This window comes from Nannocystis pusilla, from assembly GCF_020073745.1.
In the GTDB taxonomy this organism is placed as follows: domain Bacteria; phylum Myxococcota_A; class Polyangia; order Nannocystales; family Nannocystaceae; genus Nannocystis; species Nannocystis radixulma.
Window position 1 is genome coordinate 116,011 of sequence record NZ_JAIRAU010000052.1, and the last position, 26,933, is coordinate 142,943.

General features: G+C 72.0%; 23 protein-coding genes. 11 read left to right on the top strand and 12 right to left on the bottom strand.

Annotation, left to right across the window (positions count from 1 at the left end):
- Positions 1-139: 139 nt before the first annotated feature.
- Positions 140-1,117 carry a GmrSD restriction endonuclease domain-containing protein gene (locus tag K7C98_RS37190; RefSeq protein WP_224196637.1) on the top strand — a complete coding sequence of 326 codons (978 nt, stop codon included), beginning with the start codon at positions 140-142 and terminating at the stop codon, positions 1,115-1,117.
- 58 nt (positions 1,118-1,175) lie between these two features.
- Here K7C98_RS37190 and K7C98_RS37195 read toward each other — a convergent pair whose 3' ends face one another.
- On the bottom strand, positions 1,176-1,934 hold the full coding sequence (locus K7C98_RS37195) for an MBL fold metallo-hydrolase (protein WP_224196638.1): 759 nt from the start codon (positions 1,932-1,934) through the stop codon (positions 1,176-1,178).
- A 262-nt stretch (positions 1,935-2,196) separates the two neighbouring features.
- Between K7C98_RS37195 and K7C98_RS44210 the strand changes: the two genes are divergently transcribed.
- The 3 genes from K7C98_RS44210 (at position 2,197) to K7C98_RS37205 (ending at position 4,979) form a co-directional block, all read left to right on the top strand.
- Positions 2,197-2,331, top strand: a complete 135-nt coding sequence (locus K7C98_RS44210) for a hypothetical protein (RefSeq protein ID WP_263430176.1) — start codon at positions 2,197-2,199, stop codon at positions 2,329-2,331.
- Between the two features lie 280 nt (positions 2,332-2,611).
- Entirely contained in the window at positions 2,612-3,046 is a 435-nt protein-coding gene (locus tag K7C98_RS37200; protein ID WP_224196639.1) for a hypothetical protein, read from the top strand.
- A 454-nt stretch (positions 3,047-3,500) separates the two neighbouring features.
- Positions 3,501-4,979 carry a cytochrome-c peroxidase gene (locus K7C98_RS37205; protein WP_224196640.1) on the top strand — a complete coding sequence of 493 codons (1,479 nt, stop codon included), beginning with the start codon at positions 3,501-3,503 and terminating at the stop codon, positions 4,977-4,979.
- Between the two features lie 35 nt (positions 4,980-5,014).
- Here the strand turns inward: K7C98_RS37205 and K7C98_RS37210 are convergent, their stop codons facing one another.
- Positions 5,015-5,620 (bottom strand): HutD/Ves family protein, encoded by a 606-nt coding sequence (locus tag K7C98_RS37210; RefSeq protein WP_224196641.1) that lies wholly within the window; start codon positions 5,618-5,620, stop codon positions 5,015-5,017.
- A gap of 128 nt (positions 5,621-5,748) precedes the next feature.
- On the opposite strand from K7C98_RS37210, the gene K7C98_RS37215 reads away from it, so the two are divergent.
- The 3 genes from K7C98_RS37215 (at position 5,749) to K7C98_RS37225 (ending at position 8,588) form a co-directional block, all read left to right on the top strand.
- On the top strand, positions 5,749-6,501 hold the full coding sequence (locus tag K7C98_RS37215) for an SIMPL domain-containing protein (RefSeq protein WP_224196642.1): 753 nt from the start codon (positions 5,749-5,751) through the stop codon (positions 6,499-6,501).
- A gap of 106 nt (positions 6,502-6,607) precedes the next feature.
- Positions 6,608-7,411, top strand: a complete 804-nt coding sequence (locus K7C98_RS37220; RefSeq protein ID WP_224196643.1) for an SDR family oxidoreductase — start codon at positions 6,608-6,610, stop codon at positions 7,409-7,411.
- A gap of 91 nt (positions 7,412-7,502) precedes the next feature.
- Complete coding sequence (locus tag K7C98_RS37225; RefSeq protein ID WP_224196644.1) at positions 7,503-8,588, top strand: S1/P1 nuclease; 1,086 nt, start codon at positions 7,503-7,505, stop codon at positions 8,586-8,588.
- Between the two features lie 79 nt (positions 8,589-8,667).
- Here the strand turns inward: K7C98_RS37225 and K7C98_RS37230 are convergent, their stop codons facing one another.
- From K7C98_RS37230 to K7C98_RS37265, 8 genes are all read right to left on the bottom strand, one after another.
- The gene (locus K7C98_RS37230; RefSeq protein ID WP_224196645.1) at positions 8,668-9,024 is read right to left on the bottom strand and encodes a hypothetical protein; all 357 of its coding nucleotides are present in this window, start codon (positions 9,022-9,024) and stop codon (positions 8,668-8,670) included.
- Between the two features lie 108 nt (positions 9,025-9,132).
- Positions 9,133-9,453: a hypothetical protein gene (locus K7C98_RS37235; protein ID WP_224196646.1), complete on the bottom strand. Its 321-nt coding sequence runs from the start codon at positions 9,451-9,453 to the stop codon at positions 9,133-9,135.
- A gap of 139 nt (positions 9,454-9,592) precedes the next feature.
- A complete protein-coding gene (locus K7C98_RS37240; protein ID WP_224196647.1) occupies positions 9,593-10,861 on the bottom strand; it encodes a hypothetical protein in 1,269 nt (422 codons plus the stop codon).
- Between the two features lie 129 nt (positions 10,862-10,990).
- Entirely contained in the window at positions 10,991-12,244 is a 1,254-nt protein-coding gene (locus K7C98_RS37245; protein ID WP_224196648.1) for a peptide-N-glycosidase F-related protein, read from the bottom strand.
- 146 nt (positions 12,245-12,390) lie between these two features.
- Complete coding sequence (locus tag K7C98_RS37250) at positions 12,391-13,914, bottom strand: alpha/beta hydrolase family protein (protein ID WP_224196649.1); 1,524 nt, start codon at positions 13,912-13,914, stop codon at positions 12,391-12,393.
- A 215-nt stretch (positions 13,915-14,129) separates the two neighbouring features.
- Entirely contained in the window at positions 14,130-14,501 is a 372-nt protein-coding gene (locus K7C98_RS37255) for a hypothetical protein (RefSeq protein WP_224196650.1), read from the bottom strand.
- Between the two features lie 52 nt (positions 14,502-14,553).
- Entirely contained in the window at positions 14,554-17,442 is a 2,889-nt protein-coding gene (locus tag K7C98_RS37260) for a serine/threonine-protein kinase (protein WP_224196651.1), read from the bottom strand.
- 68 nt (positions 17,443-17,510) lie between these two features.
- Entirely contained in the window at positions 17,511-18,128 is a 618-nt protein-coding gene (locus K7C98_RS37265) for an RNA polymerase sigma factor (RefSeq protein ID WP_224196652.1), read from the bottom strand.
- A 403-nt stretch (positions 18,129-18,531) separates the two neighbouring features.
- Here K7C98_RS37265 and K7C98_RS37270 point away from each other — a divergent pair, with 403 nt between their 5' ends.
- From K7C98_RS37270 to K7C98_RS37280, 3 genes are all read left to right on the top strand, one after another.
- Positions 18,532-19,725 (top strand): hypothetical protein, encoded by a 1,194-nt coding sequence (locus tag K7C98_RS37270; protein WP_224196653.1) that lies wholly within the window; start codon positions 18,532-18,534, stop codon positions 19,723-19,725.
- 107 nt (positions 19,726-19,832) lie between these two features.
- Positions 19,833-20,939: a hypothetical protein gene (locus K7C98_RS37275; RefSeq protein WP_224196654.1), complete on the top strand. Its 1,107-nt coding sequence runs from the start codon at positions 19,833-19,835 to the stop codon at positions 20,937-20,939.
- A 392-nt stretch (positions 20,940-21,331) separates the two neighbouring features.
- Positions 21,332-22,264: a DUF808 domain-containing protein gene (locus K7C98_RS37280; protein ID WP_224196655.1), complete on the top strand. Its 933-nt coding sequence runs from the start codon at positions 21,332-21,334 to the stop codon at positions 22,262-22,264.
- Between the two features lie 126 nt (positions 22,265-22,390).
- Here K7C98_RS37280 and K7C98_RS37285 read toward each other — a convergent pair whose 3' ends face one another.
- The gene (locus K7C98_RS37285; protein WP_224196656.1) at positions 22,391-23,497 is read right to left on the bottom strand and encodes a DUF4123 domain-containing protein; all 1,107 of its coding nucleotides are present in this window, start codon (positions 23,495-23,497) and stop codon (positions 22,391-22,393) included.
- Between the two features lie 15 nt (positions 23,498-23,512).
- On the bottom strand, positions 23,513-24,508 hold the full coding sequence (locus tag K7C98_RS37290) for a PAAR domain-containing protein (RefSeq protein ID WP_224196657.1): 996 nt from the start codon (positions 24,506-24,508) through the stop codon (positions 23,513-23,515).
- 245 nt (positions 24,509-24,753) lie between these two features.
- Here K7C98_RS37290 and K7C98_RS37295 point away from each other — a divergent pair, with 245 nt between their 5' ends.
- Positions 24,754-26,751 (top strand): hypothetical protein, encoded by a 1,998-nt coding sequence (locus K7C98_RS37295; RefSeq protein WP_224196658.1) that lies wholly within the window; start codon positions 24,754-24,756, stop codon positions 26,749-26,751.
- The last annotated feature ends 182 nt before the right edge of the window (positions 26,752-26,933 follow it).

The window sequence follows — 26,933 nt, forward strand, 5'->3', positions numbered from 1 at the left end:
AGCCGGGCGATGTACCTTCGACGAGGCGCAGGGCGAAGGTGTCGCGCGCGTTCGCTCGTCGCGCGGGAGTGGTGGCGCGAATTCGCGTGTAAGGAGCGTCTGGACGGCCGATCGCGGGCTTGCGAGGATCGTCGCCCGCATGCAGCCCGGCCGCGTTCGCCTGCTCGTCTCCTGCGTCGTCGTGTCGTTCGCCGCTGCGTCGAGCGGCTGCATCCCCGGGACGGGTGAGCAAGCGATCGAGGCCGCGCCGCCGAGCACGGTGCGGCCTCGGGACGAACCGCGGAGTGAGCCGGCGAGCGCTCCCGCCACGGGCTCACGGCTCGCGGCGCCGCTGCTGGCGACCCTCGCGGTGCGGCCGCGCGACGCCCGGAAGGGCTACGCGCGCGAGCAGTTCGGGCACGCGTGGGCCGACGTCGACAAGAACGGCTGCGACACGCGCGACGACATCCTGCGCCGCGACCTGCGCGACGTGCGGCTCGAGCCGGGCAAGCGCCCGTGCGTGGTCACGGCCGGGCGCCTCGCCGATCCGTACACCGACAAGGACATCGAGTTCGAGCGCGGCGGCGGGGCCCAGGTCGACATCGATCATGTGGTCTCGCTTGGCGACGCCTGGGCCACCGGCGCGGCGGCGTGGCAGCCGTCGCGTCGGATCGCGCTGGCCAACGATCCGCTCAATCTGCTCGCGGTCGCGGCCTCGGCCAATCGCGCCAAGGGCGGCAGCAACGCGGCGCTGTGGTTGCCGCCCAATCCGGCCTACCGCTGCGCGTACGTGGCCCGGCAGATCGCGGTGAAGGCGAAGTACGGGCTGTGGATCACCGAGGACGAGCACGCGACGATGACGGAGGTGCTGCGAGATTGCCCGGACGAGGTGGCGCCCGAGGGCACGGCGCCGATCGACGCGCCGATCGAGGCCACGACCCGCGCGAAGCCCCACGCCCGGGCGGAGCCGGCCGACGCGCCGCCGGAGCCGGCCGCCGAGCGGCCGCGCGGCGCCGATCCGGACTACGGCACTTGCAAGCAGGCCAAGGCCCACGGGGCCGGGCCGTACCGCCGGGGTGTCGATCCCGAGTACGCGTACTACCGCGACGCCGACGGGGACGGGGTCGTCTGCGAGTGAGCGCGGGCTGTCCTGTCGGGCAGGTCCATGAGGACATGCTCGATGAAGCAGCTCGTGATCAATACCAGTCGCGGCGTCGGACCTCGACGCCGCTGCCGGCCAGGGCGCCGTCGAGCTCGTCGAGGTTCGAATCGCGGTAGTGATAGGGGTAGAGGACCTTCGGCTTGAACGCGGCCACGCACTCGGCGGCCTCGGCCGGGGTCATCGTATACGGCAGGTTCATGCACACGAACGCGACGTCGATGTCGCGCAGGGCCTTCATCTCCGGCGTGCACTCGGTGTCGCCGGAGAGGTAGATCCGGCGGTCGCCGATCGTGAGCACGTAGCCGTTGCCGCGGCCCTTGTCGTGGAACAGCTTGCCCTCCTCGGGGCCGCGCTTCAGGTTGTACATCGGGATCGCCTCGACGCGGACGAACCCGAGGTCGCGCGATTCGCCGTTGGCGAGGGCGACGGCGCCGGCGACCTTCTCGGCGACGACCGGCGGGGCGACCACGAGCGCGTCGTCCTTGCGCACCGCGGCCAGGCCGGCCTCGTCGTAATGATCGGGGTGAATGTCCGTGATCAGCACGAGGTCGGCCTTGGGCCCCGAGAGGTCGGCCTTCGACCACGGGTCGACCCACACGACCTTGTCGCCGACGGTGAAGCGGACCGTGCCGTGCTGCACCGGATGGATCTCCACGCGGCCGGCGCTGGTCTCGAGCGCGTCGGCGCCGGCGGCCGGCGGGGCCGCGGGGGGCGTCGGTTGCCGGGTCGCGCCGCCCGGCGCGGGTGAGGGGCCGCAGGCGGCGAGCGTGAGGACGAGGACGTGGGCACGCATGGCCGCGAGGGTACGAGGGGGGCGCGCGCATTCGCAACCGGTGCCCCGGGGACATCGCTCGCGGCGGCGGCGGGGAGCGACACGCTCGAGCGGTCGCGGCGGGGTCGTCGACCGCGTGCGGTCGCGTGAGACCGGTGCCGATAAATTTCAGGGCATGTCGTCGCGCCGTGAGTGAACGCTCTGTCGAGGGCGTCGCCCCAGGCGACGCGGACGCGATCGTCTCGGGGTCGGCGACCGCCGCGATCTCGGAGGTACCACGACGATGTTGCGCCGCGCGCTCGAGCTCTGCGACCGCCACGCCGGCCTGCGCACGATCCTCGCGGCGCCGGTCATCTCCGCCACCGGGGCGCTGGTGCTGCTGGTATGTACATTGATGCGGCGGCGCGCGGCGTCGTAGGTCACATGTCTCGGAGGACAGGAGCGTCTCGGGGGGATCGCTCGCGCGCCGGGAGTGCGCGGGCAATCGGTGGCTGCGCGACGGCTCGCTTCGGGCGCACGCTGGTGGTCGTGGGGCCTCATCGCGGGGCGCGCGAGCCTCGAGGCGGCGACAATGACGTGAGCTCGCCCGGGTGTCGGTCCCGAATCGCCGCGATTCGTGGCATCTGTCGGCGGGCCGACGATGAATCCGCGATCGTCGACGGTGGCGGAGGCGCGATGCCCGGGGCACCATCGCCGTCATGTCGACGCCGCACGCAATTGCCCTCCGCCTCGTCTCTTGCTCTCAGGGCGAATTCACCGAGGTGAGCGAGATCGCGAGCGAGCCGGCGCGGGACAGCTGCGGACGACCTGCCCGGTCGTTCACGGTCGGCGCCAATTTGCTGTCCTGCGATACGGCGCCGATCCGCATCGAGGCGGTGCTGCGCCGCAGCGGCGCCGAGTCGGCCGGCTTCAGCCGCGAGTGCGAATCGGTGGGCGGCCACAAGTCGACCGGCGAGTGGCACGATCTCCGAGGGCGACGGGTGGGCGGTCGCCGCCCAAGAGATCGACGACCCACAATTCGTCGGCAGGTGGGGCTACAATTTCGTGTTCGACTCCGACTCGACGCAGCCCAGCCGGTGCAGCATCCGCTCGGTGACCGTCACGAAGATCTGAGCGGCAAAGGCGCGAGCTGACGCGGCGTGAACCTGGATGAACTCCGGCTGTCCGTCGGAGATGGTGTCTGCGCAGTACGGGCACGCCGGGGTGTGCGGGCGCGAGCCATGACCTCAGGGCGCACGTGAGGGCGCGATGAAGGCCGCGGGGGTACAATGTGGACAGTCGCTGAAATCGACGTTTCTCGCTGCTCCCGGCTTGACCGGAGCGGTGGCTTGTGCACAATGGAGAGCCAGCTCGCTCGGGTGGCCGTGGCATTCGTGCGGCGGTTGTTGGCACGCGCAGGAGGTCGGCGACTGTCGCGGTACCGAGAAGGCTGGAGTGAAGCGAATCCGTGGTGCATGGCGATACGCGAGCGTTCACTCACGGACGGGTGGGATCTCGCCGGACAAACGAACCTCGACGTATGGTCTTTACAGACAACCTGACCGGCGTCGATTTCCTGCCTGGGAGGATCAGATGAAGCATCGAGTCATGTCGGTTCTGGGAGTGTCGATGGTCATTGCGACGGCGTGCGACGCCGACGCGGTGAAGGAGGCGCCGAGCGTGCGATCCGGCGAAGTGGACGTGGATCCCGAGACGCTGGACAGTGCGCTCACCGGCTCGTCGCGGGGGCAGCTGATCCAGCAGGTCCGCGCGCTGATCGCGGAGAACGGCATCGAGCCGCTCGAGCTGCCGCCCCCGGTGTCGGACGAGCTGTTCGAGCTCGGCGAGGCGCTGTTCTACGACAAGATCCTGAGCGGCAACATGGACGTCTCGTGCTCGACGTGCCACCATCCGCGACTCGCCACGACCGACCACCTGACGATGAATCGTGGCATCCGCGGGGTCGGGATCGGGCCCTCCCGCGTCGGCGCGGTGGTCGGCGGGCGCACGACGCAGCCGCTGTGGAACCTGCACAAGCTGCAGACCGGCCTGACGGTCGACCACAAGGTGCCGCTGAACCCCGACGGCTACGTGATCCCCCTCGGCGGGCCGTTCATCCCGTTCGACTGGCAGGACGACGCGTTCGACCCCGACATGCTGGTGGCGGCCGGGCAGGCGATGATGCCCGAGGTGACCGACCAGGAGATGCTCGGCTTCCCCAACGAGAACGACTTCACGACCGCGTGCGCGCTCGACAACCCGCCGTTCAACTTCGTCGTCTGCGCGTGGGGCATGATGATGGATCGGCTCGGTGCGATCCCCGAGTACGTCGACATGTTCGAGGCGGCCTATCCGGGCGTCGATTTCGCGGACATGCACTTCGGCTACGCCGGTAACGCGATCGCGGCCTACGAGTTCCGCGCGTTCTTCTCCAACGACACGCCGTGGGACCGCTTCGTCGGTCGCTACGACCCCGACACGGGCTGCCTGATCCCGCCCGACAACAACGCGCTCACCAACTCGCAGCTGACCGGCGCGCGCCACTTCCTCGACGAGGACCGCGGCAACTGCACGGCCTGCCACGCCGGGAACGCGTTCACGGACGAGGACTTCCACAAGACGCTGGCGCCGCAGTTCGGCCCCGGCGGCACGGTCCCCGGCGGCGACGGCCCGGGCGGGCTCGACGACTTCGGCCGCATGCGGATCTCCGGCGACCCCGACGACAAGTACGCCTGGCGCACCCCGCCGCTGCGCAACGTGATGTACACCGGGCCCTGGGGCCGGCAGAGCCACTACAACGACATCAAGGACTTCATCCGCCACTACTCCGATCCGGAGGACGCGCTGCTCGACTACGACATCACCGACAGCGTCGACGAGGTGGCGATGCACTCGCAATTCCTCGAGAACCGCGCGGCGATCATCGCCGAGGGCGTCGACCCGATCCTGGCCGACGTCGACGTGAGCGGCTGGTGGACGGTCGACTACCTGGTGGCGTTCCTCGGATCGCTCAGCGACGACGCAGGGCCGGACTTCTCGCACCTGATCCCGCTCACGGTGCCGAGCGGGTTGCCGGTCGACCCGTGAGCGCGGCGGCGTGAGGCCGGGCCCCACGGGCCCGGCTATCCGGCGGAGTGATGTGAGTCGACGTGCAGGCGGACGAGCACGAGCGCCGCCTCGCCGGAGAGGGCGATTGGTGGTATGTCCTCGGAGACAGGTTCGAGGACGGCGCATTCGCCGGCCTCGGCGCGGACCTCGGCGAGGGTGACGGCGCCACGCTCGACGTACACGACCCAGCCGAGGCCGGGAGCGCGCTCGAGGGTCGTCGGCGCCTGGGCAATGAACAGCGAGTGGCGCACGCGGCCGCGCCGGGTCATGACGTTGAAGTCGCGGGTGGGGCCGCCGACGAGCGTGCAACTCGTGGTGCGGTCGCCCGAGAAGGCGTGCGCGGGGCCGCCGAGGCGCAGCGGCGCGGGCGGCTCGCCGTCGACGTGCAGGTCGAAGCCGGGGCCGGAGAGCACGAGGACGCTGCGGTCGATGCCGGGGAAGTTCGAGAAGGTGCAATCGGCGTCGACCTCGGCGATGCTGACCCGCCAGTCGAACTCGCTCGCGCCGTCGGGGCGCACGGCCAGCTCGGTGGTCCAGCCGAGGTCGTTCTTCCAGCGCACACGGCGTTGCGCGGCGCGAGGGACGAGGACGACGGCGGGCTGCGGGTCCGGCGAGTTCACGCGGGCGAGGGTATCACGCGTGCGCGCGTGGACGCGGAGCATCGGCGTCGTGGGCCGCGGGGATGAACGCTCCGGGAATTGACCGAGCTCTTACAATCGCGGCTCCGGCGCCTTCTATGCTGAAGCGCATGACTCGCCTGCTCTCGCTCGCCCTCGTCGTCCTCGCCGCTTGCCACGCCGAACCATGCCCTCGCGAATTGCCCGTGCCGGTCGCCTGCACGCCCGCCGGGCCGGCCCAGGCGCCGCTGCCGGGGCGCACGATCACGGTGTCGGGGGCGGCGGAGATCCTCACGGCGCCCGACACCTTCGAGCTGACGATCGGCTTCGACGTCCAGGCGCCCGACCTCGAGCACGCGCGCGACGACAGCCGCAAGCGCGCGGCGGCGCTGCTCGCCGTGGTGGCGCGCCACCAGATCCCCGACAGCGACGTGCAGACGCAGGAGCTGTCGCTGCAGCCGCGCTACGACAACTACGAGCACCGCAAGATCGTCGGCTACCAGGCGACGCGGGCGCTGACGCTGACCGTCCGCGACGTCGACGCGGTCGAGGCTGTCCTTTACGACATGCTGGCCGCGGGCGCCAACCGCGTCGACCGGGTGCAGTTCCACAGCAGCGCGGCGCGGGAGAAGCGAGCCGAGGCGCGCGTGCTGGCGATCGAGGCGGCGCGCGACAAGGCGAAGGCGATGGCGGCGGCGCTCGGCCTGACGCTCGGGACGCCGCTCCGCGTGGAGGAGGTGGCGAGCGATCCGTGGCGGCCGCCGACGATGAACAACTTCTCGCTCACCAACGACTCGACGCCGCAGGTCAGCGAGACGGTGGCGAGCGGGCGGATCAAGATCGCGGCGAACGTGGCGGTGACGTTTCAGCTGGCGGAGGGGTGAACGTCGTCCGACGCGGCGGGGCAGGGAGCCGGAGTGACGCCGGCGGAGGGGGCGCGGGCCCGGTCGACGCGGCGGGGGCTTTTCAGTAGGCTGCCTGCGAGCCGCCATGCCCCAGCCTCTGCACGCCAGTTGTTTCCGCCCCGATGTCCTCGCCGGAAGGGTCGCCCTCGTCACCGGCGGCGGCTCGGGGATCGGGGCCGCGATCGCGGCCCGCCTGGCCGAACACGGGGCTCGTGTGGCCATCTGCGGGCGCACGCAGGCGAAGCTCGACGCGATGGTCGGCGAGATCGAGGCGGCCGGCGGAGAGGCGCTGGGCCACGTGGCCGACGTGCGCCGGTTCGAGCAGGTCGAGCAGGTGATGCAGGCGCTCGAGGCCCGCTGGGGCCGCCTCGACATCCTGGTGAACAACGCGGCCGGCAACTTCCTGTGCCCGGCGGTGGGCCTGAGCCCGAACGGCTTCGGGACGGTGATCGACATCGACCTCAAGGGGACGTTCAACGCGTCGAAGGCGGCGTTCCCCCTGCTGTCGCGCGCGGGCGGGGTGATCATCAACATCTCGGCGACGCTGCACTACGCGGGCACGCCGTTGCAGACGCACGCGGCCAGCGCGAAGGCGGGGATCGACGCGCTGACGCGGTCGCTGGCGATGGAATGGGGGCCGGCCGGGATTCGCATCAATGGCATCGCGCCGGGGCCGATCGACGGGACGGAGGGGATCACGCGCCTGCTGGCGCCGGAGCTGCGCGAGCGCGCGGAGCGGCTCATCCCGCTGCGACGATTCGGCAGCACGGCCGAGGTGGCCGACGCGGCGCTGTTCCTGGCGTCGCCGGCGAGCGCGTACGTGACGGGGGCGGTGCTGGTGGTCGACGGGGGGCAGTGGCTCGCAGGGTCGATGGCGCTGGCGCAGTGACGACATTGGCGGCAGGGGCGGTGTTCGCTCGCGGCCAGGGGCTGTCTCGACGGGGACTGCGGTATAGTCGGCCGCGGAGAGAGGGACCGGCATGCGTTTCACGTGGGCACAGAGGTTGACGATCGCCGCCGCCATCGCAGTGGCGCCGATGAGCGCGGCGCACGCCTGGAACGAGAGCGGGCACCGGATCGTGGCGCGGATCGCCTGGGACGAGCTCACGCGCCCGCAGCAGGTGTTCGCCTCGGAGCTGCTGGTCCGCCACCCGCGCTTCGCCGAGGACTTCGCCGCCCGCATGCCGCCCGACATCGCGGCGCGCGCGGCCGACGATCCCGAGCGCCAGCGGTGGGTGTTCATGCACGCGGCGATCTGGCCCGATCTGCTCAAGGCCGAGGGCAAGCGGCTGAGCGAGCGGATCGCGGCGCTGCCGGCCGGGGCGGAGAAGACCGAGCTCGAGCGCCGGCTCGCCGACGTCAAGCGCTACGACAACGCGACCTGGCACTACGACAACAAGCCGATCCTCATCGACCCGTACGCGTTGCCGCCGGCGGCGCCGCCCGGCGCGAAGCCGATCGGGGTCCAGCAGGCCCTGCCGAACGCCCTGCGCGAGCTCGACGACCGCAACCTGCCGGCGGAGCGACGCGCCGTCGCGCTGGCGTGGGTGCTCCACCTGCTCGGCGATTCGCACCAGCCGCTGCACGCGGTGTCGCTGTTCTCGGCCAGGCATCTGCCGCAGGGCGACCTCGGCGGCAACGTCTTCTTCGTCGTCAAGCCCAGGCCGGCCGATCCCACGCCGGTCCGCCTGCACGCGGTGTGGGACGACATGCTCGGCACCGATCCGAAGCTCGAGGCGGCGACCAAGCGGCAGATCGTCGCCGCTTTCCCGCGCAGCCGACTGAAGCAGGAGCTGGCCGAGCCGGCCGACCCGCCGGCGGTCGAGGCGATGGTCAACCTCTGGCTCGACGAGAGCTACCGCGCCGCCGACACGAGCGTGTACGACGCCAACCTGCGCGCCGCGCTGCTCGCCCCGTTGCCGGCCGGCGCGACCTCGGCGCTGCCGGTCGCGCTCGATCGCCGCTATCTCCCGGCCGCGTTGCCCGTGGCCCGGCGACGCGCCGCGCTCGCCGGCTACCGCCTCGCCGACTGCATCCGCCGGGCCGAGAGCCGCAGCCGGCCGTGAGGGGCGCGCGAGGGCGGGGCGTCAATTGTCCTTCGGGACATGTTCGAAGGTGCAGCGGCGTGAGATGCCGTCCGCGGCGTCAGGCCTGCGGCTCGACCGTCAGCTCGGTCTGCAAGTCGATGTCGGCGAAGCTGCGGACGGTGATCACGCGGCAGGCGCGGACGATGCCGCGCACGCTCTTGACCCGCTCGGCGAGCCCGGAGACGGCGTCGCTGAGGGCGACGGGCGTGTCCGGCGACTTGCTGCCGTGCGTGTCGAGCACGCGATCGGACAGGTAGACGATGCCGGTGTCGAGGTCGGTGATGACGGGCTCGTGCGGCCGGGGCTTGCGATTGGCGCCGCCGAAGAACCCGGCGTCGACGATGTCGTACCAGGTGAGCTCGACGCGGTGACCGACGGGGACCGGCGCCTGGAAGATGACGACGAACTTCTGCATGCCGGGCATGCTAACCCGGCGCGGCTGCCCCCGCTGCAGGCCGCGGGCGGGCCCGAGCGGGACCTTGGATCGGCGCGACCTCCTTCGCGCTCGGATCCGTCCGACGCGCTACAGGCCGAACGTGCACTGCAGCCCGGTGCCGATGGCACAGACCGCGAAGTCCCCGCAGGTGTCGGCCCCGCACGCGTGGAGGTCGTTGACGGTGTCGGCCTGCTCGTCCGCGCGGCAGCGGTTGATCCGGTTCTGGCACCGCTGCTCGCACGACTCGGGGCGGATCGCCTTGTTGCACTCGCTCGCCTTGGCACAGTAGGACTTGCAGCCGGCGTTGATCTCCGTGACCGTCGCGCCGGGCTTGTATTCGTCCTTGTCGCTGCACGCGCCGGCGAGGAACACGCCGAGCACCACGAATCGCAAGTAGTCGCGCATCATCGCTCTCACTCCTGCGCTCTACGTGGCCGACATCGGCCGCGGCGCAAGCGAGCGGGCCGGCCGCCCGGCGTGCGTGCTCATGCATGGCATGCAGGAGCACGCTGGTAGCCGGACGCCGGCATGATCCGCCGCGCGGCGACTACTCACATTCGCACGTGCCGATGTCGATGTGCAGCCCGTCCGGTTCGCAGGACCAGCCGGCGGCGACGCAGGCGTAATAGCCGGTGCAGTCGACGCAGAGATCGGCGAGGAAGGTCGGGCATTGGGCCGCGAGCGGGTCAGGCAGGAGCCCGCAGGCTTCGCGCACCGCGTTGATCTGCTCCGCCGCCGCCGAGCAGGCCGTCATGTTGTCGGGCGGGCTGTCGCACGCGTCGCCGAAGCCGGCGTGGATGTCCAGCGCCGAGGTGCCGCGCGCCAGGTAGGTGCTGCCGTTGTCGGTCTGCTCCTCGTCGAGGTGGCGCCGGACGTAGATCGACGCGAACCCGTCGACGGGCACCTTGGCCAGCACCGCCGCCGGGATCGTGAACGACCCGTCGTCGGTCATGCGGCAGCGGATCTCGGTCCACTGCCGCGACCCCTGGGGACTGACGCTGATCACCAGCTTGAGATCGAGCGGCACGTCCCCGGTCCCGGTCCATTGCAGGGGGAGGTCGCTGCGGCCGATCGGCGCGCCGAAGTCCGGGGCGGTGAAGCTCAGCTCCGGCGGCACCACGGGGCCCGGGAGGTCGGCGTCGCCGACCAGGCCGCCGCGGACCTCGAAGGCGAAGCGCGTGCCGGGCGCGGGGTCGTCCTGCGGATCGAACCCGAGCCAGTGGTAGAACGGATCGCTGCCGTGCTCCATCGTGAGCATGGCGCCGGCGACCTCGACGCGGACCTCGTCGGCGCCGAGGAACGTGACGTCGTCGCTGGTGCCCACCCCGTCGGTGTCGAACACGAATACGCCGCAGTCCTCGACCCCTTCGAATGGGTCGAGCACGTCTCCGGTCATGAAGCCTTGCGCTCCCGCCGCGTGGAAGAACTGGGCCAAAGCGCCCGCGCCCGCGTCGATCATCGTGCTGCCGGCGAAGCTGCGCAGCTCCTCGACGATCAGGAAGCCGTCGATGCCCGGCTGATAGGGCCCCGGGTCGGTCGGAATCTCCCCTTCCGTGGTCCCGGGCGCGGGTTCTTCACTCGTGGTCGACCCGGCCGAGGTGTCCTGCCCGTGGCTCGTGGAACTGGTCTGACCGGGCTCGGTCGGGCCCTCCGTCGGTACCGTCGCACCACTGCCGGTGCTCCCCGATTCGCTGCTGCTGCCAGGGTCCTCGCCGCCCGTCGTGTCCTCGCCACCCGGCGTCTTGGGACCGCAACCGAGCGCGGTCCCGACGATCCACGCGCTGCACACTCGCATCCAATTCGAATTCAAGCTCATGGCGAGCAGTCTACTCCACCTCGCGGTGTCAGCCAACCGCGGCCGCGCGCCCGGGGCAAGCAGGCACCGCACGGAGCCCGCGGTGCGCGTGCCTCGGCGAATCTCGCGGCCCGCGGGCGCCCGCTCCGGCTACTGCGCCTGCACGTAGAGCGAGAACGGGAAGTTGCCCTGCGCGTCGACGAAGGTCGCGTCGGGGACGTCGATCACGAATTCGTGCATCCCGCCGCTCTGGGCGCCCCAGGGGATGATCCGGGTGTCGATCACGTCGCCGGGGCACCAGTTGCTGAACGACTGCCACTCCGCGTCCGACCGCGGGTACGGGCCGTAGATGCCGTTGGCCTGGGTGTTGAAGTCGCGGAACGGCTCGCACGAGGTGCGCCCGGGCTTGTACTGCAGGACCATCTCGCCGTCGACGTACACGTAGTGCTCGCGGCGGACGTACTCCTCGCCGCCCGCGTTGGCGCCGTGATTGGAGGTGATGAGCACGAGCTGGGCGTTCGTGGTGTCGGCCGGCAGCTCGAATTGGACGGTCTTGCGGGTGGTGCCGAGCTCGTCGCTGGCGCCCTCGGCGTAATTGTTGAAGTCCTCGCTGATCGCCAGCGGCACCAAAACGCCGAACTCCGGGGCGGGCTTCTTGCTGTCGGTTTGGATCAGCAGCGTGCCGAGCTGGGTGTCGTTGCGACCGGCGCAGCCGGCGACCTCCTCGTTGGCGGCGTAGGGCACGCCGAAGATGCTCAGCTCGAACCAGAAGTCGTACTCGGCCAGGAGGTCGGGGTCCTTGAGGATCGGCACCAGGTTGCTGGCCTCCCACTGGTAGGGGACCGTCATCGGGTGCTTGTTCATGTCCATGAACGGAGTGATGAATCGTGCCACCTCGATGCGCTCGACCTCGGCGGGGACGTAGGTCTGGGCGCCCTTGGGCACCAGCGCCAGGTTGACCCCGCCGAGGCGGTCGTAATTGTCGCACAGCGCGCCCACGATGACGCCGAGCTTCAGGCTGGTCTGGACCTTGGCGAGCATCTCGTCGCTGAACCGGGTCGCCACCAGCGCGTTGTTGTGACGAATCACGCCGTCCGGGATCGGTTCGTCGACGGTGGCGGCGTAGCCGTCGTAGAACACGATGTCCTCGAGCACCGGGATCACCTCGGGCGCCGGGGGCGGGCCGTCGCCGGTGCTGTCGGTGCCGTCGGTGCCGTCGGTGAGCGCGTCTGTGGCGGTCGAAGTGGTGGTGGGCTCGGTTCCCTCGCCGGTCCCGGTGGTCTCGCCGGTCTCGCCGGTGGTCTCGGTCGCGGTGGCTTCGCCGGTGCTCTCACCCGTGGGCGGCGGGTTGTTGCAGGCGGCAAGCAGGACCAATAGACACGGGCTCACACGACGCAGCTTCATGCGTCGAGCCTATCAGATCGCCAGGACCTCGCCGCGTGAGTCGCCGCCCATGACCCGCGACCACGGTGCGACAGCGAGGGAGGTCGGGAGAGCCGCACGCCGCTGCGTGACCTCCATCTCGGGATCGAACCGCGAGGCGCTGCGGTTCACGGCGGGTCGGGCAGGCCGGTCTCGAGCTGCGCGCGCAGGCCGTCGGCGTCGAAGGCGGTGCTCCAGACCTCGTTGACGACGCTCGCCAGCACCTGGGCGCTCGGCTGGAGCTGGTTCGTCTCGACGACGAGCGTCTGGAGCCGCGGATCGGCGAGCTCGCGCAGGCGCGGGAGGATCCACCCGACGTCGTTGCCTGCTTTCTGCTCGGCGAGGACGCGCTGGAGGTGGAGCGCCAGCGAGGGTCCGCTCGTCAGTGAATACACATTGTCGGCCTCGGGCGGGGCGAGCGAGACGGCCAGGGCGGCGTATGTGTAGATGAACACGCTCGGGAGCAGGCCCTCGCCGGCGAAGGGGCCGTGGGTCATCGTCGCCGTCTCGAGGTCGAGCGGCGTGGCGCGCGGCCAGTAGAGCGGCTCGACGTCGGCGCACGCGGCCGCGAGGCCCAGGGTCTGCGTGACCGGAATGATGGCATCCCACGCGTCGTGCGGCAGGACGAGCCGGCCCGGCAGGCCCGGACACAGGCCGGCGTGGGTGTACGGCCCGGCGCCCGCGCCGGGCGGTGTTCCGAGCGTCGGCCTGGCGCGCCGCCAGTACGGCGAATAGAAGCCCGTCACCATGGCGGGATTCATCGACTGTTCCGGGAACGTGCCGGTCGACCAGGCCCACAGCTCGACGAAGTCCGAGGGCGCCGAGATCGGCACGACGATCCGCGGGGCGGCGTCCTGCGGGGCCTGGCTCGCGCCGAACAGCGCCATCATTCCGCCCCAGCTCGAGCCGAATGCGCCGATCCGGGCGAGGTCGATCTCGTCGGGCCGCGTGCGCGCGAACGCGTAGGGGGCGACGGCGTCGAGGACGTCGTCCGCGAGCGCGCCGCCGGCGTAGAAGCGGCCGTACGCGTGGATCGCCGCGAATCCGTTGAACGCCCACACGTTGTTCGAGCCGACCGCCTCGGCCGGATCTTGCAACGTGTAGGCGACCATGTCCTTGTCGTTGTAATCCGGAGCGTCGACGTCCGGATGGCCGCCGTTTCCCATCTGCGCCCAGCGCTCGTCGACCTCCTCGCCCGTCCAGTCGATCCCCGCGTACGGCTGGTTCTGGATGACGAGCGGCGCCCCGGCGGCGGGGGCGTGCTGGTAGAGCAGGTAGGAGCGCCCGCCGTCCGGACGCTCGGCGCGGATGAACTCGACCGCGACCTCGCCGCCGTTGAGCATGAAGGTCTGCTCGGCGAGCGTGACGAATTGCCACTCGGCGGTCGGACCGGTGTCCGTGGGGGCGGAGTCGGTGCTGGTGGCGTCGCCGTCCGTGCCGCTCGTATTCGTGGGAGTCGTGCTCGTGACGTCGCCGCTCGTCGGGGCCGTGCTCGCGGCGCCGCTCGTCGACGCCGTCGTGTCCGAGTCGCCATCGCTGGCGGATGGGATCGGGTCGTTGCCGCAGGCGGCGAGGCCGAGGCCGAGGATGAGGCGGTGACCGGCGCGACGAGGGCGCTCCGCGACGAGGGCATTCCGGCCGGGATGCTGCATGACGCCGACTGTACCCGCTTCGCCGGGCGTTGCCGCCGGCGATCGGGAGGCCGCCGCGGCTCGTGTCGCGGCTTTCGCCTCATGGCGGGCCTCGGCGCTCGGCGCTCGGCGCAGTGTTGCGTTCCTCACCAGCGTTTCACCGAGCGGGCACGACCGGGCGAGCGCCTGCAGACGCTGAACTCGCGGCTGGGGCCTCCCCGATCTTGCTGTGCCGCTCAGGCGCGACGGATGACGCGGATCTTGGGGTCCAGCGCGTGCAGCACGGAGGTGCCGTCGGGCTTGATGGCGACGACGACGAAGTCCAGCTCGGTCGAGAGATCGACGGCGGGCACCGCGAACGAGGTGCTGCTGATCGAGCCGCTCTTGGGCCACGGGTTCACGCCGGCCCCGACCGAGTAGGCAAATACCGCGTAGGTGACCCCGGCCACCGTGAAGTCGGAGATGGAGACCTGCACGGTGCCGGCCTGGTAGAACGTGTCCACGATCAGGGTGAACGTCTGGGATTGATAGGTGACCTGCAGCGCGTTGCTGACGAGGGTCGCGGTGAGGTTGATGGTCGTGGCTTCGGTGACGGAGATGGTGGGCATCGTCGTGTTCCAGGGCTGGGCTGTGTGATCGAGGTCGGTCGTCTCGGGGGCATCATCGCGGGCCGCCGGCCAGCAGCGGCCAGCGCTCGAGCTCGGCGCGACGGAGGTCGCCGCGGGAGCCGAGCGCGGTGAACGTGGCGTGCGCCTCACGACCCAGCGCGGCCGCCTCGGCGACGGCGTCGAGCGCGGCGAGGGCCCGCGCCAGCGCCCAGGTCGTCTCGGCCCGCTCGAGCGGATCGGCGGGGCCGCGGCTGCGGATGTGCAGCGCGCGACGCAGCGGCGGGACGGCCTCCTCGGCGCGGCCGAGCGCCAGCAGGGCCGCGCCCTCGCCGTGCAGCGGATAGGCGAGGAGCTCGTGATCGTCCGGGTGGATGTCGGCGAGCCCGGCCCGGCTGGCCGAGAAGCGGGCCAGCGCGGCGTCGGCCTGCCCGAGCGCCAACAGGGCCTCGCCCTCGTCGCTCGCGCACATGGCCGCGCCCTCGGCGTCGGCGGAGCGCTGCCACAGCGCGCAGGCCCGCTGGTAGTCGGTCAGCGCCTCGCCGGCGCGTCCGAGGCGGAACAACAGCGTCCCGCGGGTCGCCAGCGCCGTGGCGTATTCGCGGTGCCCGGGCACCAGCGCCGCCAACACCGTCACCGCGGCGTCGGCGGCCGCGAGCGCCTCGGCGAACGCGCCCTGCTGCTCGCGCAGCGCCGCGGTCGCCAGATCGATCTGCGCCGCCCGCTGGCTGCGTTCGCCGTGGGCCTCGAGGTCGATGCTGCGGACCTGCGCGAGCACCTCCTCGGCCCGCGCGAGCGCGCCGAGATCGATGGCCACCAGCGCGAGGTCGAACAGTGACACCGCCACTTCCGGGTGGCGCGGCCCGAGGTGCTCGGTCTGCAGCGCCGCGGCCCGCTCGTACAGCTCGAGCGCCGCCGGCTTGTCGCCCTGGGCGTCGAGGGTGTTGGCGAGGTGGATGAAGGTCCTGGCGAGCTTGAGGTGGCGCGGCCCGAGCACGCGCTCGCGCAGCGCCAGGACCTCGCGCTGGACCGCGAGCGCCGCCTCGAATCGACTCTCGGCGAACAGCGCCAGACCCTCGCCTTCGAGCGCCTCGGCCCGCAGCGCGCCGCGGTCTCCGCTGCGCTCGGCGGCGGCGCGGGCGAGGCGGTACCAGCCGTGGGCGCGCGCCGGATCGTCGTTGGCGAGCGCGGTGACGCGGATCAGCAGCGCCCACGCCTGGGCCTTGAGGGCGTCGTGGCCGGCCGCCTCCGCGGCCTCCGCGGCCTCCTCGAGCGTCGCGGCGGCCGCGGGCCCGTCGTCGAGCGCGGCCTCGCTGCGGCCGCGCTGATACAGCGCCTCGGCGACGACCGGCGGGTACGCGAGCGCGCGCGCGGCGGTCACGGCGGCGGCGGCGGCGGCCCGTGCGGCGCGATAGTCGCCGGCGACCTCGAGCGCGTGCGCTGCGAGCAGCTGCTCGCGCAGGCGGGCGACGCTCGCGGCCAGCGGCGGCGGCGGCGGCTCGAAGCCGCGGCGCAGCGCCTCGACGTCCTCGCACAGCGCGAGCGGCTGCAGCTCCGCCACCGCCGTGGTGGCGCGCTGGACCTGCGACGCCGGCGCGACCGGCTCGCGCGCCCACAATCGTAGGAGTGCGGCGAGCTCGGCCCGCCGGCGATCGAGGCAGGCCATTCGCAGGTTCATCGTCGCGGGTGACTGCGCGTGGGTCAGCATCGTCTCCTCGCAGGCCGCCCGCCGCATGTCGCGCCATTGTCGCGTGTAATCATCGGTGCTGCGGCGCACCGCGAGCCAGGCGTCGTCGGCGTAGCCGGTTCCGCTGGCGCGGAACGCCGCGGCGATCCGCTGCTGCTGCGCCGGGCCCCACACGTCGACGAACGCGTCGCCGGATTCGTCGCAGGCGCCGACGGCGGGCGAGCGCCACAGCGCCACCACGACCACCGCCGCCAGGGCGAGGAGGCCCGCCCGGATCCACTGCCACGGCCGTCGCTCGAGCTGGGCGAGCAGAGCGTCCATCGACGGCCAGCGCGCCTCCGGGGCCGGCGACAGGCCGCGCAGCAGCACCCGCCGCAACCATCGCGGCACGCGTCGGCCTCGCGGCGCTTCGTCGACCGCGCCGGCGCACACGGCCTCTTGCAGCCCTTTCATGTCGCCGGTGGCGAACGGGCGCACGCCGTAGAGGCCCTCGTAGAGGCTGGCGCAGAAGCCGAACTGATCGCTGCGCGCGTCGGCGGGCAGGCCGCGGAATTGTTCCGCGGCCATGTAGCCCGGCGTGCCGACGCAGCGCCGCGTGGTCGTGGTGAGCGAGTCGTCGCCCTGAGCCGCGGCGGGCGCTTCCAGGGTGGCGTCGGGCAGGGTGGCCTCGCCGGCGTGGACGAGGCCGAAGTCGAGGACGCGGACGCGGCCGTCGCTGCCGACCAGCACGTTCGCGGGCTTGAAGTCGCGGTGCACGAGTCCGGCCGCGTGCGCCGCCGCGAGGCCGCGTCCGGCCTGGACGAAGATGTCGCGGACCTCTCGCCACCCGCGCGGCCGTTGCGTCAGCCAGTCGGCGAGGGTCGGCCCGTCGACGAACTCCATGGCGATGAACACGCGGTCGTCGAAGGTGCCGACCTCGTGGACGGCGACGACGTTGGGGTGCGACAGGCGAGCGAGCGCCCGGGCCTCGCGGAGCAGGCGCTCCTGGGCGGACGCGTGCGCGTGATCGGAGCGCAGCAGCTTGATGGCGATCTTGCGGTCGAGGCGCTCGTCGTAGGCGGCGTAGACCACTCCGGTGGCGCCGGTGCCTTGCAGGCGTAGGACTACGAACCGGTCGATCCGGACCGGCTGGGCGTCGTCGGCGAACAGCTTCGAACGGATCAGCGCCTTGACGACGCGACCCTCGACCCCCGCCAGCATCCGGGGCGGGGCCCCGAGCGGGTGGTTGGCTGGATCATCGCTGTCGACGGGTGACATCGCTCGAGTCTGCTGTCCGGCCGGAGCCGCTCGAGATTGCGGCGGTGACGAATTTTTTCGCTGCGCCCTCAGGTCGGGCGACCGATGAGGCCGCCGATCCCCCGGGCCCAGGTCTGGAGGTCGCTCAGGGTGCTGCGGATGATGGCCGCGGAGCTGCCGAGCGCGGCGATGTGCTCGCGCAGCAACAGGCGACCCCGGCGAATGCGCGTCTTCGCGGTGCCGAGCGGGATCCCGACGATCTCGGCCGCCTCCTCGGCGCTCAGCGACTCCCAGTAATGCAGCTCGAGCAGCACCTGCAGCTCGAGCGGCAGCTGGCGCAGCGCGGTCAGCAGGACCCGTTGCTCGTCGCGCGCTGCCAGCAGCCCGGACGGGGTCGGGCTGAAGTCCGCCACCGCCATCACGGCCGGCGCGATCGGCTGGCCCTCGCGCCGGCGCTGGTCGTAATACTTGCACAGCACCTTGTAGGCGATGGCGAACAGGTAGCTGCGGAAGCCGCATTCGCCGCGGAAGCGCTCGCGACCCTCGACGCAGGCCAGGAAGGTGCGCTGGATCAGGTCGGGGCCCTCGTCCCCGACCTTGTTGAAGAAGAAGCGGGCGACCGACTCGTAGTGGCGCTCGAACAGCTCCTCGCCGGCCACGCGCGCGCCCGCGCGCCACGCTGCGAACAGCGCATCGTCGCTCTCCATGGCGCGCACGTTAGCGGACTCGAACTCGCGCCGAAATGGTTTTTTTCGCTCACCGCAATCTCTCGGCGGCCCTGCCGGACTGCCATGTCGAGGCGGGACCGACCCCGGCAATCGGCGCTGCGGGGCGAAGCCCCCACGCATCTCCCGGGCGCGTGGCGGTGATTGAACCGCTCGCGCGCCGACGCGCCGCCTCGTCGCGAGGACCGCCGACCGGCGCGCCGCGACGGCCCTGCCGACAATGGCGATACCCGCGAATTCGGGCTCCTCCGGGCCTTCCAGGGCCCGGCGCGGCGGAACGAGCGCCGAATCCACAGTCCTGAATAACACCGTCCGCCCGCGGCGGACCCATGAATTCCACGCAGCATTTCCGACCCAACCAATTACCGAAAAAAGAGAGCACGACATGGCCAACTCCGGTTCACCCACGAACTTCGTCGATCTGCAGGCAGCCTTCTACAACGCCTTCTCGCAGGCCCTGGGCTTCTCGCCCGGCGACCCGTTTCAGGTCGTCCAGCCCTCGCCGCCGCTGGTCGGCGGCGCGCAGGCCGACCAGCTGCTGTGGAACTACTTCAACGCCATCCCGCCGTACTCGCTGACGCAGAACACCATCCTCTCCGGCGGCAATCAGTTCCTGGCCGACTACCAGGGGGTGATGTCCGCGCTGCAGGGTGCGCCGAACAACTTCCAGTCGACCATCGGCCCGAGCTGCTACAAGGCGTACAGCGCCGCGATCAAGGCGGGCCAGGTCAAGGCGGGGGATCCGCTGGCGTTCCGCAACTGGGCGCTCGTCAACTCGCAGTGCTCGGGCGTCGCGGTGTCCGGCGCGTCGGCGCTCGCCGCGGCGATGCTCGACCCGATCTTCGCCGCGCAGATGCACGCGATGGCCTACAAGCCGGCGGGGAGCCAGAACGTCGACTTCGTGCCCGGCTACGCGACGATGATGCGGCTGCTGGCGGCCGCGCCGAGCCGCTCGATCCCGCAGATCGGCACGAGCCAGTGGAACTGGGACGTCACGAGCTCGTGGACGTCCGGCAGCGACGACGGCTTCTTCGGGCTGTGGGGCGGCAGCAGCTCGAGCTCCTCGACCAGCCAGAAGTTCGCGTCGAGCGGCGTGACCCTCAGCGCCAGCTTCGGCAACGTGCTGCAGTTCAGCGCCACCCCGGGCGATTGGTACAGCTCGGCGGCGCTGGGCCTGGCGTACAATAACCAGTCGGGCCCGCCGTGGGTGCCGGACAGCCCGATCAACTGGCAGAACACGTTCGGCAGCAACGGCAACATGCAGCGCTTCCTGTCGACGCTCGTCATCGTCCAGGACATGAACGTGACGGTGACCTCGCTGGCCACCTACTCCGAGAGCGAGCAGCAGACGATCCGCAGCCAGTCGAGCGCCGGGCTGTGGCCGTTCTACACCCAGAGCAGCAGCAGCGGCTCCAACACCGACGTCGGCTTCAACAGCCAGGGCAACATGACGGTCACGATCACGAGCCAGCCGGGCGTGGCCGTGGTCGTCGGCTGCATCGTCCTGCCCGCGGCCCAGTACCTCGGCCACGAGTCCGAGCGGTCGCGGCTCCTGTCGGCCGCCCGGGCCAGGCGGTAGCCCCATTCGCCGGGCGCGCGGGGCCGGTCGTCGGCCTCGCGCGCCCGTCGCTCACCACGCAAAGGCCAGCCATCATGCACGCCGATTCCGCCGCGGGCTCGCCCGCCATGACGGTCCTTCAAAACAAGTTTTACAACGGCCTCACGGCCGCGCTCGCGGCCAGCCCGACGAGCTTTCAGCTCAGCGTGCCCGCCGCGCCGCTGCCGGCCAGCGACGCCGGGCTGTGGGCCTGTCTGGACGTGCTGCCGCCGAAGTCGCTCACTTTCAATCGCGCGCAGCCGGCGAGTCCGTACTTCGCCGCGTACGCGGCGGTGGTGGAGCAGCTGGAGTACGCGCCGTCGCTCGTGTCGGTGATCGGGTCCGCGGCCGACACCGCGTGGCAGGCGTATCTCGCCGGCCTCGACCCGCCGCCGAGCGTTTGCCAGCAGGGCCCGATCTTCCGCACGTGGGCCGAGAAGAACGGCTACTCCGGCGTGGCCGTGGCCGGCGCGTCGAACCTCGCCGGTACCTGCCTGTTCGAGGGTCAGCAACAGGCGGTCGCCCGCTACCAGGGTCCGAACGGCCTGGCCATCGACTTCGTCGGCGGCTACGCCGACCTGCAGGCGACGCTCGCGGCGGCCGGTCCGGCGCAGCTGGCCTTCGACAGTCTCAGGACCAGCAGCGACGTCTCCCGCACCTGGGCCGGCGGCCAGCAGCTCGGGCTGCAAGGGCTGTGGACCGGGCTCGGCCCGCTCGATGCCCTGAGCGCCCGCTTCGCCGCCGGGCGCGTGCAGGTGACGGCCACGCTCACGCACTACGCCGCGTGGCTGGCCACGCCCGGCGGCTGGTACAGCTCGAGCCTGCTCAACGCCGCGTACTCGAGCCAGTCGACCCCGCCCTGGCCGGTGGGCGCCGATCCGGACTGGACCGACGCGTTCGGCCCGACGGGGAACTTAGTGTGGTTCCTCGGCTCGCTCGCGGTCGGCGACGGCCTCCACGCGGTGGTGACGTCGACGACGAGCTTCACCCGAACGGAGCAGGCGACCATCCGCGCGCACGCGGCGCAGGGGATGTGGCCGTTCTACGCGCCCTCGAGCGCCGTCGTGACCAATGCGGTCAGCTTCGACGCGGTCGGCCACCTGACGATCACCACGACCAGCGCCGCGGGCAACCCGTTCGTGCTGGGCGGGGTGGTGCTGGGGATCGCCCAGTACCTCGGCCAGGCCCCGGGTTGATCGGCGATCGCGGGCCCCGGACGATCCATCCTCCGCACCGCCGGCGGTGTCGTCATTGTCGTCGAGCGCGTCGTCGAGCGCGTCGTCGAGCGGCGACGACGTGTGCCCGATCGCCCGCGTTCGCAATTCATGCGACCGTGACGAGGCGTCATTCTCCCGGGGCGCCTCGTCACGGCGCCCCGCTCGCCGCTTTATCCTGCCGCGTGCGATGATGACAGGCGCGCCTTCGAATTCGGGCTCGCCCGCCGCCGGGGCGACGACGCCACCGCGCTCCCCCCGGCGTCGTGCGCTCGCGTGCTCCAGGATTCACGATTTGCGACGCGGAACACTTGTGTCCACGACAGGAGACGGCGCGCATAGTACGGTGGTCCGGCTCGCCCGAGCCGACACGCATGGCAGGAACCACGCTCTTCACCCTCCTCGACGACCTGGCCACGCTCCTCGACGACGTCGCCGTACTGACGAAGGTCGCGACCAAGAAGACCGCCGGGGTGCTCGGCGACGATCTGGCCCTCAACGCCGAGCAGGTGGCCGGCGTCATCCCCGAACGAGAATTGCCGGTCGTGTGGGCGGTGGCGAAGGGCTCCACCGTCAACAAGGCGATCCTCGTGCCGCTCGCCCTGGTGATCAGCGCCGTGGCGAGCTGGGCCATCACGCCGCTGCTGATGATGGGCGGCGCCTTCCTGTGCTACGAGGGCTGCGAGAAGCTGGCCCACCGCTACCTCGCGCCGGCCGAGGACGCGCGACGCGAGGCTGCGCTGGTGCGGGCGATCGCCGACCCCGCCGTCGACGTGGTCGCGTTCGAGCGGGCCAAGATCCGCGGGGCCGTGCGCACCGACTTCATCCTGTCGGCCGAGGTCATCGTGATCTCGCTCGGCGCGGTCGCCTCGGCGGCGTTCGCCACACGCGTGCTGGCGCTCGTGGCGGTCGCCGTGCTCATGACCGTCGGCGTCTACGGCCTGGTCGCGGGCATCGTCAAGCTGGACGACCTCGGCCTCCATCTCAGCAAGCGGACCGGTGTGGCGCGCCGCTTCGGCGAGCTGATCCTGCGCGGCGCGCCCTACCTGATGAAGGGCCTGTCGATCGCGGGCACCGTGGCCATGTTCCTGGTCGGCGGCGGCATCCTCGTGCACGGGATCCCCGGCGCCGAGGCGCTCGGCGAGCGGATCGCCGCCGCCGCTCCGGGCGCGAGCCTCGTCATTCCCAGCCTGTGGAGCGGCCTCGTCGGCCTGCTCGCCGGCGCGCTCCTGCTCGCCGTCGTCACCGGGGCCCAGCGGCTCGTCCGCGGCTCGCCCGGGGCCGCCGGCGGACCGCCGCCCGCGTGAGCCGCGAGCTCCGCCGGGCTCGATCGAAGACCTGTCCTCCAGGACATGCAGTGAGCCCGGGTCCTCCTCGACCTGGAGGGCGCGCGCTGCCGATGACGAGTGATATGTCCTTTCGGACATGCCGCGTCAGCCGGCGGCGAGGACCGCCAGCGCGTCCGACGACTCGTAGTAGACGGCGTCGAGCCCACGCAGCAGCGCTGCCCGCTGCTCGCGCGAGAACACGGGCTCGAGCGACTTGAGGACCCGGGGGTCGTAGAAGCGGAAGAACACGCGGTCCGGCTCGCCCTCGACCTCGACCATCAAGAATTGTCGCAGGTGACGCCTCACCGCCTCGAGCGGCTTCTGGCTGACGAGGAAGACGCCCCACGAGTCGCCCCAGCCCTCGTGGACGAGGCGCTCGAGCAGCAGGGAGTCGGCCCGCAGGTGGATTACGTACGGCGCCACGTCGTCGAAGGCGCGGCCCCGCTCGCCGTCGAAGAGCGAGGCGTAGGGGTCGACGCTCTCCTCGATGAGCTGGAGCGCCCGCTCGGAGCGCGCGGCGTCGACGACCGCGTAGAGGGTGCCCGCGTCGCAGGGGACACGGAGCGTGGCGAGGGCGGCCAGCCCCGCCTCGCTCGGCGTGACCGGCCCGGGCGGCGGCGTGTAATCCTCGACGAGGAAGCGGAAGCTCGTGCGGCCGGCCGTCATCCACCCGCGGTTGGCCAGCTCGCCGACGAAGCACGGCTCGCCGTCGACGGTGATCCGGTGCGGGTCGAGGGCCTGCACGTGGGCGCACACGCCGTCCCACACGGTCTGAAACTGCGGCGAGCCGCCGGCATCGGCGTAGACCACGAAGTCGGACCGCGCGGTGCCCACAGTGCGCGGCACGCCCGGCTCGAGGATCAGCTTGTGGAAGCTCTCGCGGCCGGACCACACCTGCAAGATCCCGCGACGCGTCGCCGCGGGCCCGGGCGGGAGCAGGTGATAGCGAGCGAACGTGTAGTCGAGCTCGCCGAGCGCGTCGGCGTATTCGGGGTCGAGCTCGCCGAATTCGCGGAGGCCGAGCGGACCGAGGTTGGTGCGCGCGCGATCCTCGGGGTGCGGGATGCGGCCGCGGGCGGTGGTCCGGGCCATGAATTCGAGCTGGGCGGCGATCGATTGCAGCGCGGGCCAGCGCGAGGGGTCGAGCGCGCGGGTGTGGGCGCGGGCCTCGGCGAGCACCTCGGCGAAGGCGTCGCGGGACGTGATTCGCATCAGTTCGGACACGCGTCAGGCCCCCGTCGGCGGGTGAAAGCGCTTGGGGATCATGACCTGCGTGGCGCCGCCCTTGCAGTACACGGGATCCGCGAGCGACCAATCGTCGACGATGCCGGCGGCGGTGCTCTGGAGGCCGAGGGCGGGCTCGTCGAACGTGACCTCGCGCGGCTCGCGGACGACGGGCGGCGGGCTCGGCTTGCCGTCGACGAGCGCATAGGCGACCGACGAGCAGCCGACCTCCTCCGGGGTGATCGACGGGTCGAGCGTGAAGTACTGGCCGGTGCCGGCGCCCGGGATGCTGCGTTGAAACAGGGTCTGCTTGCTGAACGAGCGCACCGTGACGGGCCGGCTCAGATCGATGCCCTTGATGTGCGAGAGGATCTGGCTCGGCTTGATCTTGCTGCGCCCGTTCGCGGCGTAGAACTGGTAGGCGACGGCGTAGCGGGCCTGCACGCGCAGCTCCGCGAGGCCGTCGTCCTCGTCCTCCTGGCCGGCGAGCTCGTGCTTGGAGACGTCGAGGTCGGCGAAGGCGTCGCGGCCGCTGCGGGCGCCGGGCGGCGGCTCGTCGTCGTCGAGGGTCGCGCTGCCCGGATCGGACGCGACCGGCTCGGCCGAGTCGTCGAAGAAGTCGACCGCGACGCGTTGCCGCTCGCACTCCTCGCAGAAGGGCGTCCCGCGGCGGGCGGCGACGCGGAGCGCGAAGCTCTGCGGGGTGTCGCCGATGATCACGGTCGGGCAGCCGGCCGTGATCAAATCGCCGGAGGCGTGCACCGCGGGATCGGTGCGGCGCGCGGCCTGGCGGTGATTGATCAGCACGGTCGCCGAGCCCTGCTTGATCTTGTCGCTCGGACCGACCGGGAAGCACACCACGCGATCGTCCTTCCGCGCCGCCGGGAGGAAGCCGACGATCACGTCGGCGCTGCCGGAATAGATCGGCCCGCCGACGTGCGGGACGGGCCCGTCTTTCGGGCAGCTGTGATAGTCGCTGATCCGGGCGGCTTCGGGCATGGCAACTGCTTCTGCGGGTTCGTGGCAGACTAACAGAAGACGCGGAGGGCGATACACGAACGGCGATGTGGACATGGGGCGCATCGTGCGTTCCGCGGTCTGCGGATGCGCGAGCGACGAGAGCGCGCGCGCGCTTTCGCCGGCACAATGGACAGACGCGGGTCATCACGGCATGATGGGCGGACGCCGTGTCCGGTTCGTTCTCTCCGCGCGTCGGTGACCGCGTCCGCGAACGCTTCGAGCTGATGGCGCCGCTTCGCGAGGGCGGATCGACGCAGGTGTTCCTCGCCGTCGATCACCGGGTCGGCCGCGAGGTGGAGCTCCTGCTGTTCGACCCGGCCAGCGTCCGGGCGGAGACGTGGAGCGCGTTCGCTCGAGCGATCCGCGCGGCGGCCGCGGCCAAGATCCCGGGCCTGGTGTTGCCCCGAGGCTTGACTGAGGCCGCCCCCGCCCCGCCGTGTTGCGCGACGGACGTGCAAGGCGCGTCCAGCCTGGCGCTGCTGGTCGAGCGCGGCCCCACGCCCTGGGAGCGCGCGCTGACCCTGTGCGAGCGGGTCGCGGCGATCGTCGAGCGCGCGCACGCGGCGACGGGATTGGCCCACCGCGCGCTGACGCCGTCGCGCTGCGTCGTGACCGGGCGCGACGAGGTGCGGGTGCTCGACTACGGGGTCGTCGAGGTGACGGGCGTCGAGGACTCGCCGTACCGCGCACCGGAGCAGCAGCACGGCGGCGGCGATCTGCGGAGCGATGTCCGTGCGATCGGGGTGATGCTGTGTGAGCTGATCACGGGCCAGCGCGCCGGCGATGAGCCGCCGCGCGTGGAGGCGATCGCGGACCTGAGCCAGGGCGTCCGGGAGCTCGTCCACAAGGCTCTGGCCGCCGATCCCGGGCAGCGGTACGCCGATCTGGCTGCGCTGCGGGGGGCGATGTGTGGGCTGCTCGGGACCGAGTTCGTCGCGGTCGAGCCCGCGGCGCCGCCGGCCTCGCGCGAGCCGACACCGGCGGCGCGCGCCGATCCGTCGCCCGCCGGCGCGGAGCCCCCGTTGCACGGCAGCGCGACCGAGTCGGCGCAGGGCGACGTGCGGCGCGACCCGGCGCCTCCGCAGGCGCGCCGCACGGCGCCGCAGTCCGTCGTCCCCTCGGCGCCCCCGCCTCGCTCGGCGCTGCTTTCGTCGGCAGCGCCGCCCCCGTTGCCTCCGCCGGCCGATCGGACCGTGGTGCTCGCGCTCGACTCGCTCGCGCAGGCACCGGCTGCGCGCACGCACAGGACGGGGGCGCAGGTCGCCGTCCCGGCGAGCGACGGGACGCAGGTGCTCGCGCTCGACTCGATCGCGCAGGCACCGGCGCGCACGCACAGGACGGGGGCGCAGGTCGCCGTCCCGGCGAGCGACGGGACGCAAGTGCTCGCGCTCGACTCGGTCGCGCAGGCACCAGCGCGCACGCACAGGACGGGCGCGCACACCCCCGTTCCTTCGAGCGGCGGGACCGTCGTGGTCGCGCTCGATTCGATCGCGCGGGCACCGGCCGCGCGCACGCACAGGACGGGCGCGCACCCCCCCGTTCCTTCGAGCGGCGGGACCGTCGTGGTCGCGCTCGATTCGATCGCGCGGGCACCGACCACGCGCCCGCACAGGACGGGCGCGCAGGCCGCCGTTCCGCCGGCGAGCGAGAGGACGGGGGTGACTCCGCGGCGCGCCGTGAACGGCTCCCGCGCGGCATCCGTCGGCGCCCGCGCCAGCACCGGGTCACAGCGGGCTATCGTGCGCCAGGAACCGTCGCTCGAGGACACGCCGCCGGTCGACTCGACGGTCGTCGCGCGCTCACCCCTGACTTCGTCGAGCCCGCGGCTCCCGGCGCCGGCGTCGAATGGCGTCACCCGACAGGCCGCGAATCGCCCCAGTCAGCCGCCCGCGATGTCGACATTCGTCGGGGCGCGGCCCGTCGCCGACTCGACGATGATCCTGCCGGCGCCCGAGCCCCTCGTACGACCGAGCGAGCCGGATCGCACGGTGATCTGGCGGCGGCCGGACGAGCCTGAAGACGCCGAGGAGCCGCCGCACGCGGCCCCGGAGGTCGAGCCGGAGCTGCCGGCGCACGAGCAGACCATGATCCTCGCGGGGCCGGTCCCGGCGAACGCACCGCGGCTCGCAGCGGCCGCAGGGTGGTCGCTGCAGACGAAGCTGCTGGTCGTCAACGTCGCGCTCGCCGTGGTCATCCTGGTCGGCGTGATCGTCGCGACCTGAGGAGGTCACCCGCGCGTGACTCGCACCGCGCTCGGCGTCGGCGAGTGGCTTCGCGCGCCGCCGCGTGGACCTCCGCGCATGCTCGCTAGCGCTCGGCGACGCCGGCGATGTGACGGCCCTGCAAGGACGAATGCCCAGTGCATCGTCGCGCGAGCCTCCGGGCGGACCGGGCGTCCGGCGTC

Excerpts from the sequence above, each read along its gene's own strand:
- K7C98_RS37195 (WP_224196638.1), bottom strand. The coding sequence starts at position 1,934 with ATGCGTGCCCACGTCCTCGTCCTCACGCTCGCCGCCTGCGGCCCCTCA.
- K7C98_RS37220 (WP_224196643.1), top strand. The coding sequence starts at position 6,608 with ATGCCCCAGCCTCTGCACGCCAGTTGTTTCCGCCCCGATGTCCTCGCC.
- K7C98_RS37190 (WP_224196637.1), top strand. The coding sequence starts at position 140 with ATGCAGCCCGGCCGCGTTCGCCTGCTCGTCTCCTGCGTCGTCGTGTCG.
- K7C98_RS37235 (WP_224196646.1), bottom strand. The coding sequence starts at position 9,453 with ATGATGCGCGACTACTTGCGATTCGTGGTGCTCGGCGTGTTCCTCGCC.
- K7C98_RS37270 (WP_224196653.1), top strand. The coding sequence starts at position 18,532 with ATGGCCAACTCCGGTTCACCCACGAACTTCGTCGATCTGCAGGCAGCC.
- K7C98_RS37280 (WP_224196655.1), top strand. The coding sequence starts at position 21,332 with ATGGCAGGAACCACGCTCTTCACCCTCCTCGACGACCTGGCCACGCTC.
- K7C98_RS37255 (WP_224196650.1), bottom strand. The coding sequence starts at position 14,501 with ATGCCCACCATCTCCGTCACCGAAGCCACGACCATCAACCTCACCGCG.
- K7C98_RS37295 (WP_224196658.1), top strand. The coding sequence starts at position 24,754 with ATGGCGCCGCTTCGCGAGGGCGGATCGACGCAGGTGTTCCTCGCCGTC.
- K7C98_RS37275 (WP_224196654.1), top strand. The coding sequence starts at position 19,833 with ATGACGGTCCTTCAAAACAAGTTTTACAACGGCCTCACGGCCGCGCTC.
- K7C98_RS37290 (WP_224196657.1), bottom strand. The coding sequence starts at position 24,508 with ATGCCCGAAGCCGCCCGGATCAGCGACTATCACAGCTGCCCGAAAGAC.
- K7C98_RS37215 (WP_224196642.1), top strand. The coding sequence starts at position 5,749 with ATGACTCGCCTGCTCTCGCTCGCCCTCGTCGTCCTCGCCGCTTGCCAC.
- K7C98_RS37250 (WP_224196649.1), bottom strand. The coding sequence starts at position 13,914 with ATGCAGCATCCCGGCCGGAATGCCCTCGTCGCGGAGCGCCCTCGTCGC.
- K7C98_RS37200 (WP_224196639.1), top strand. The coding sequence starts at position 2,612 with ATGTCGACGCCGCACGCAATTGCCCTCCGCCTCGTCTCTTGCTCTCAG.
- K7C98_RS37225 (WP_224196644.1), top strand. The coding sequence starts at position 7,503 with ATGCGTTTCACGTGGGCACAGAGGTTGACGATCGCCGCCGCCATCGCA.
- K7C98_RS37260 (WP_224196651.1), bottom strand. The coding sequence starts at position 17,442 with ATGTCACCCGTCGACAGCGATGATCCAGCCAACCACCCGCTCGGGGCC.
- K7C98_RS37265 (WP_224196652.1), bottom strand. The coding sequence starts at position 18,128 with ATGGAGAGCGACGATGCGCTGTTCGCAGCGTGGCGCGCGGGCGCGCGC.
- K7C98_RS37285 (WP_224196656.1), bottom strand. The coding sequence starts at position 23,497 with ATGCGAATCACGTCCCGCGACGCCTTCGCCGAGGTGCTCGCCGAGGCC.
- K7C98_RS37230 (WP_224196645.1), bottom strand. The coding sequence starts at position 9,024 with ATGCAGAAGTTCGTCGTCATCTTCCAGGCGCCGGTCCCCGTCGGTCAC.
- K7C98_RS37240 (WP_224196647.1), bottom strand. The coding sequence starts at position 10,861 with ATGAGCTTGAATTCGAATTGGATGCGAGTGTGCAGCGCGTGGATCGTC.
- K7C98_RS44210 (WP_263430176.1), top strand. The coding sequence starts at position 2,197 with ATGTTGCGCCGCGCGCTCGAGCTCTGCGACCGCCACGCCGGCCTGCGC.
- K7C98_RS37205 (WP_224196640.1), top strand. The coding sequence starts at position 3,501 with ATGTCGGTTCTGGGAGTGTCGATGGTCATTGCGACGGCGTGCGACGCC.
- K7C98_RS37245 (WP_224196648.1), bottom strand. The coding sequence starts at position 12,244 with ATGAAGCTGCGTCGTGTGAGCCCGTGTCTATTGGTCCTGCTTGCCGCC.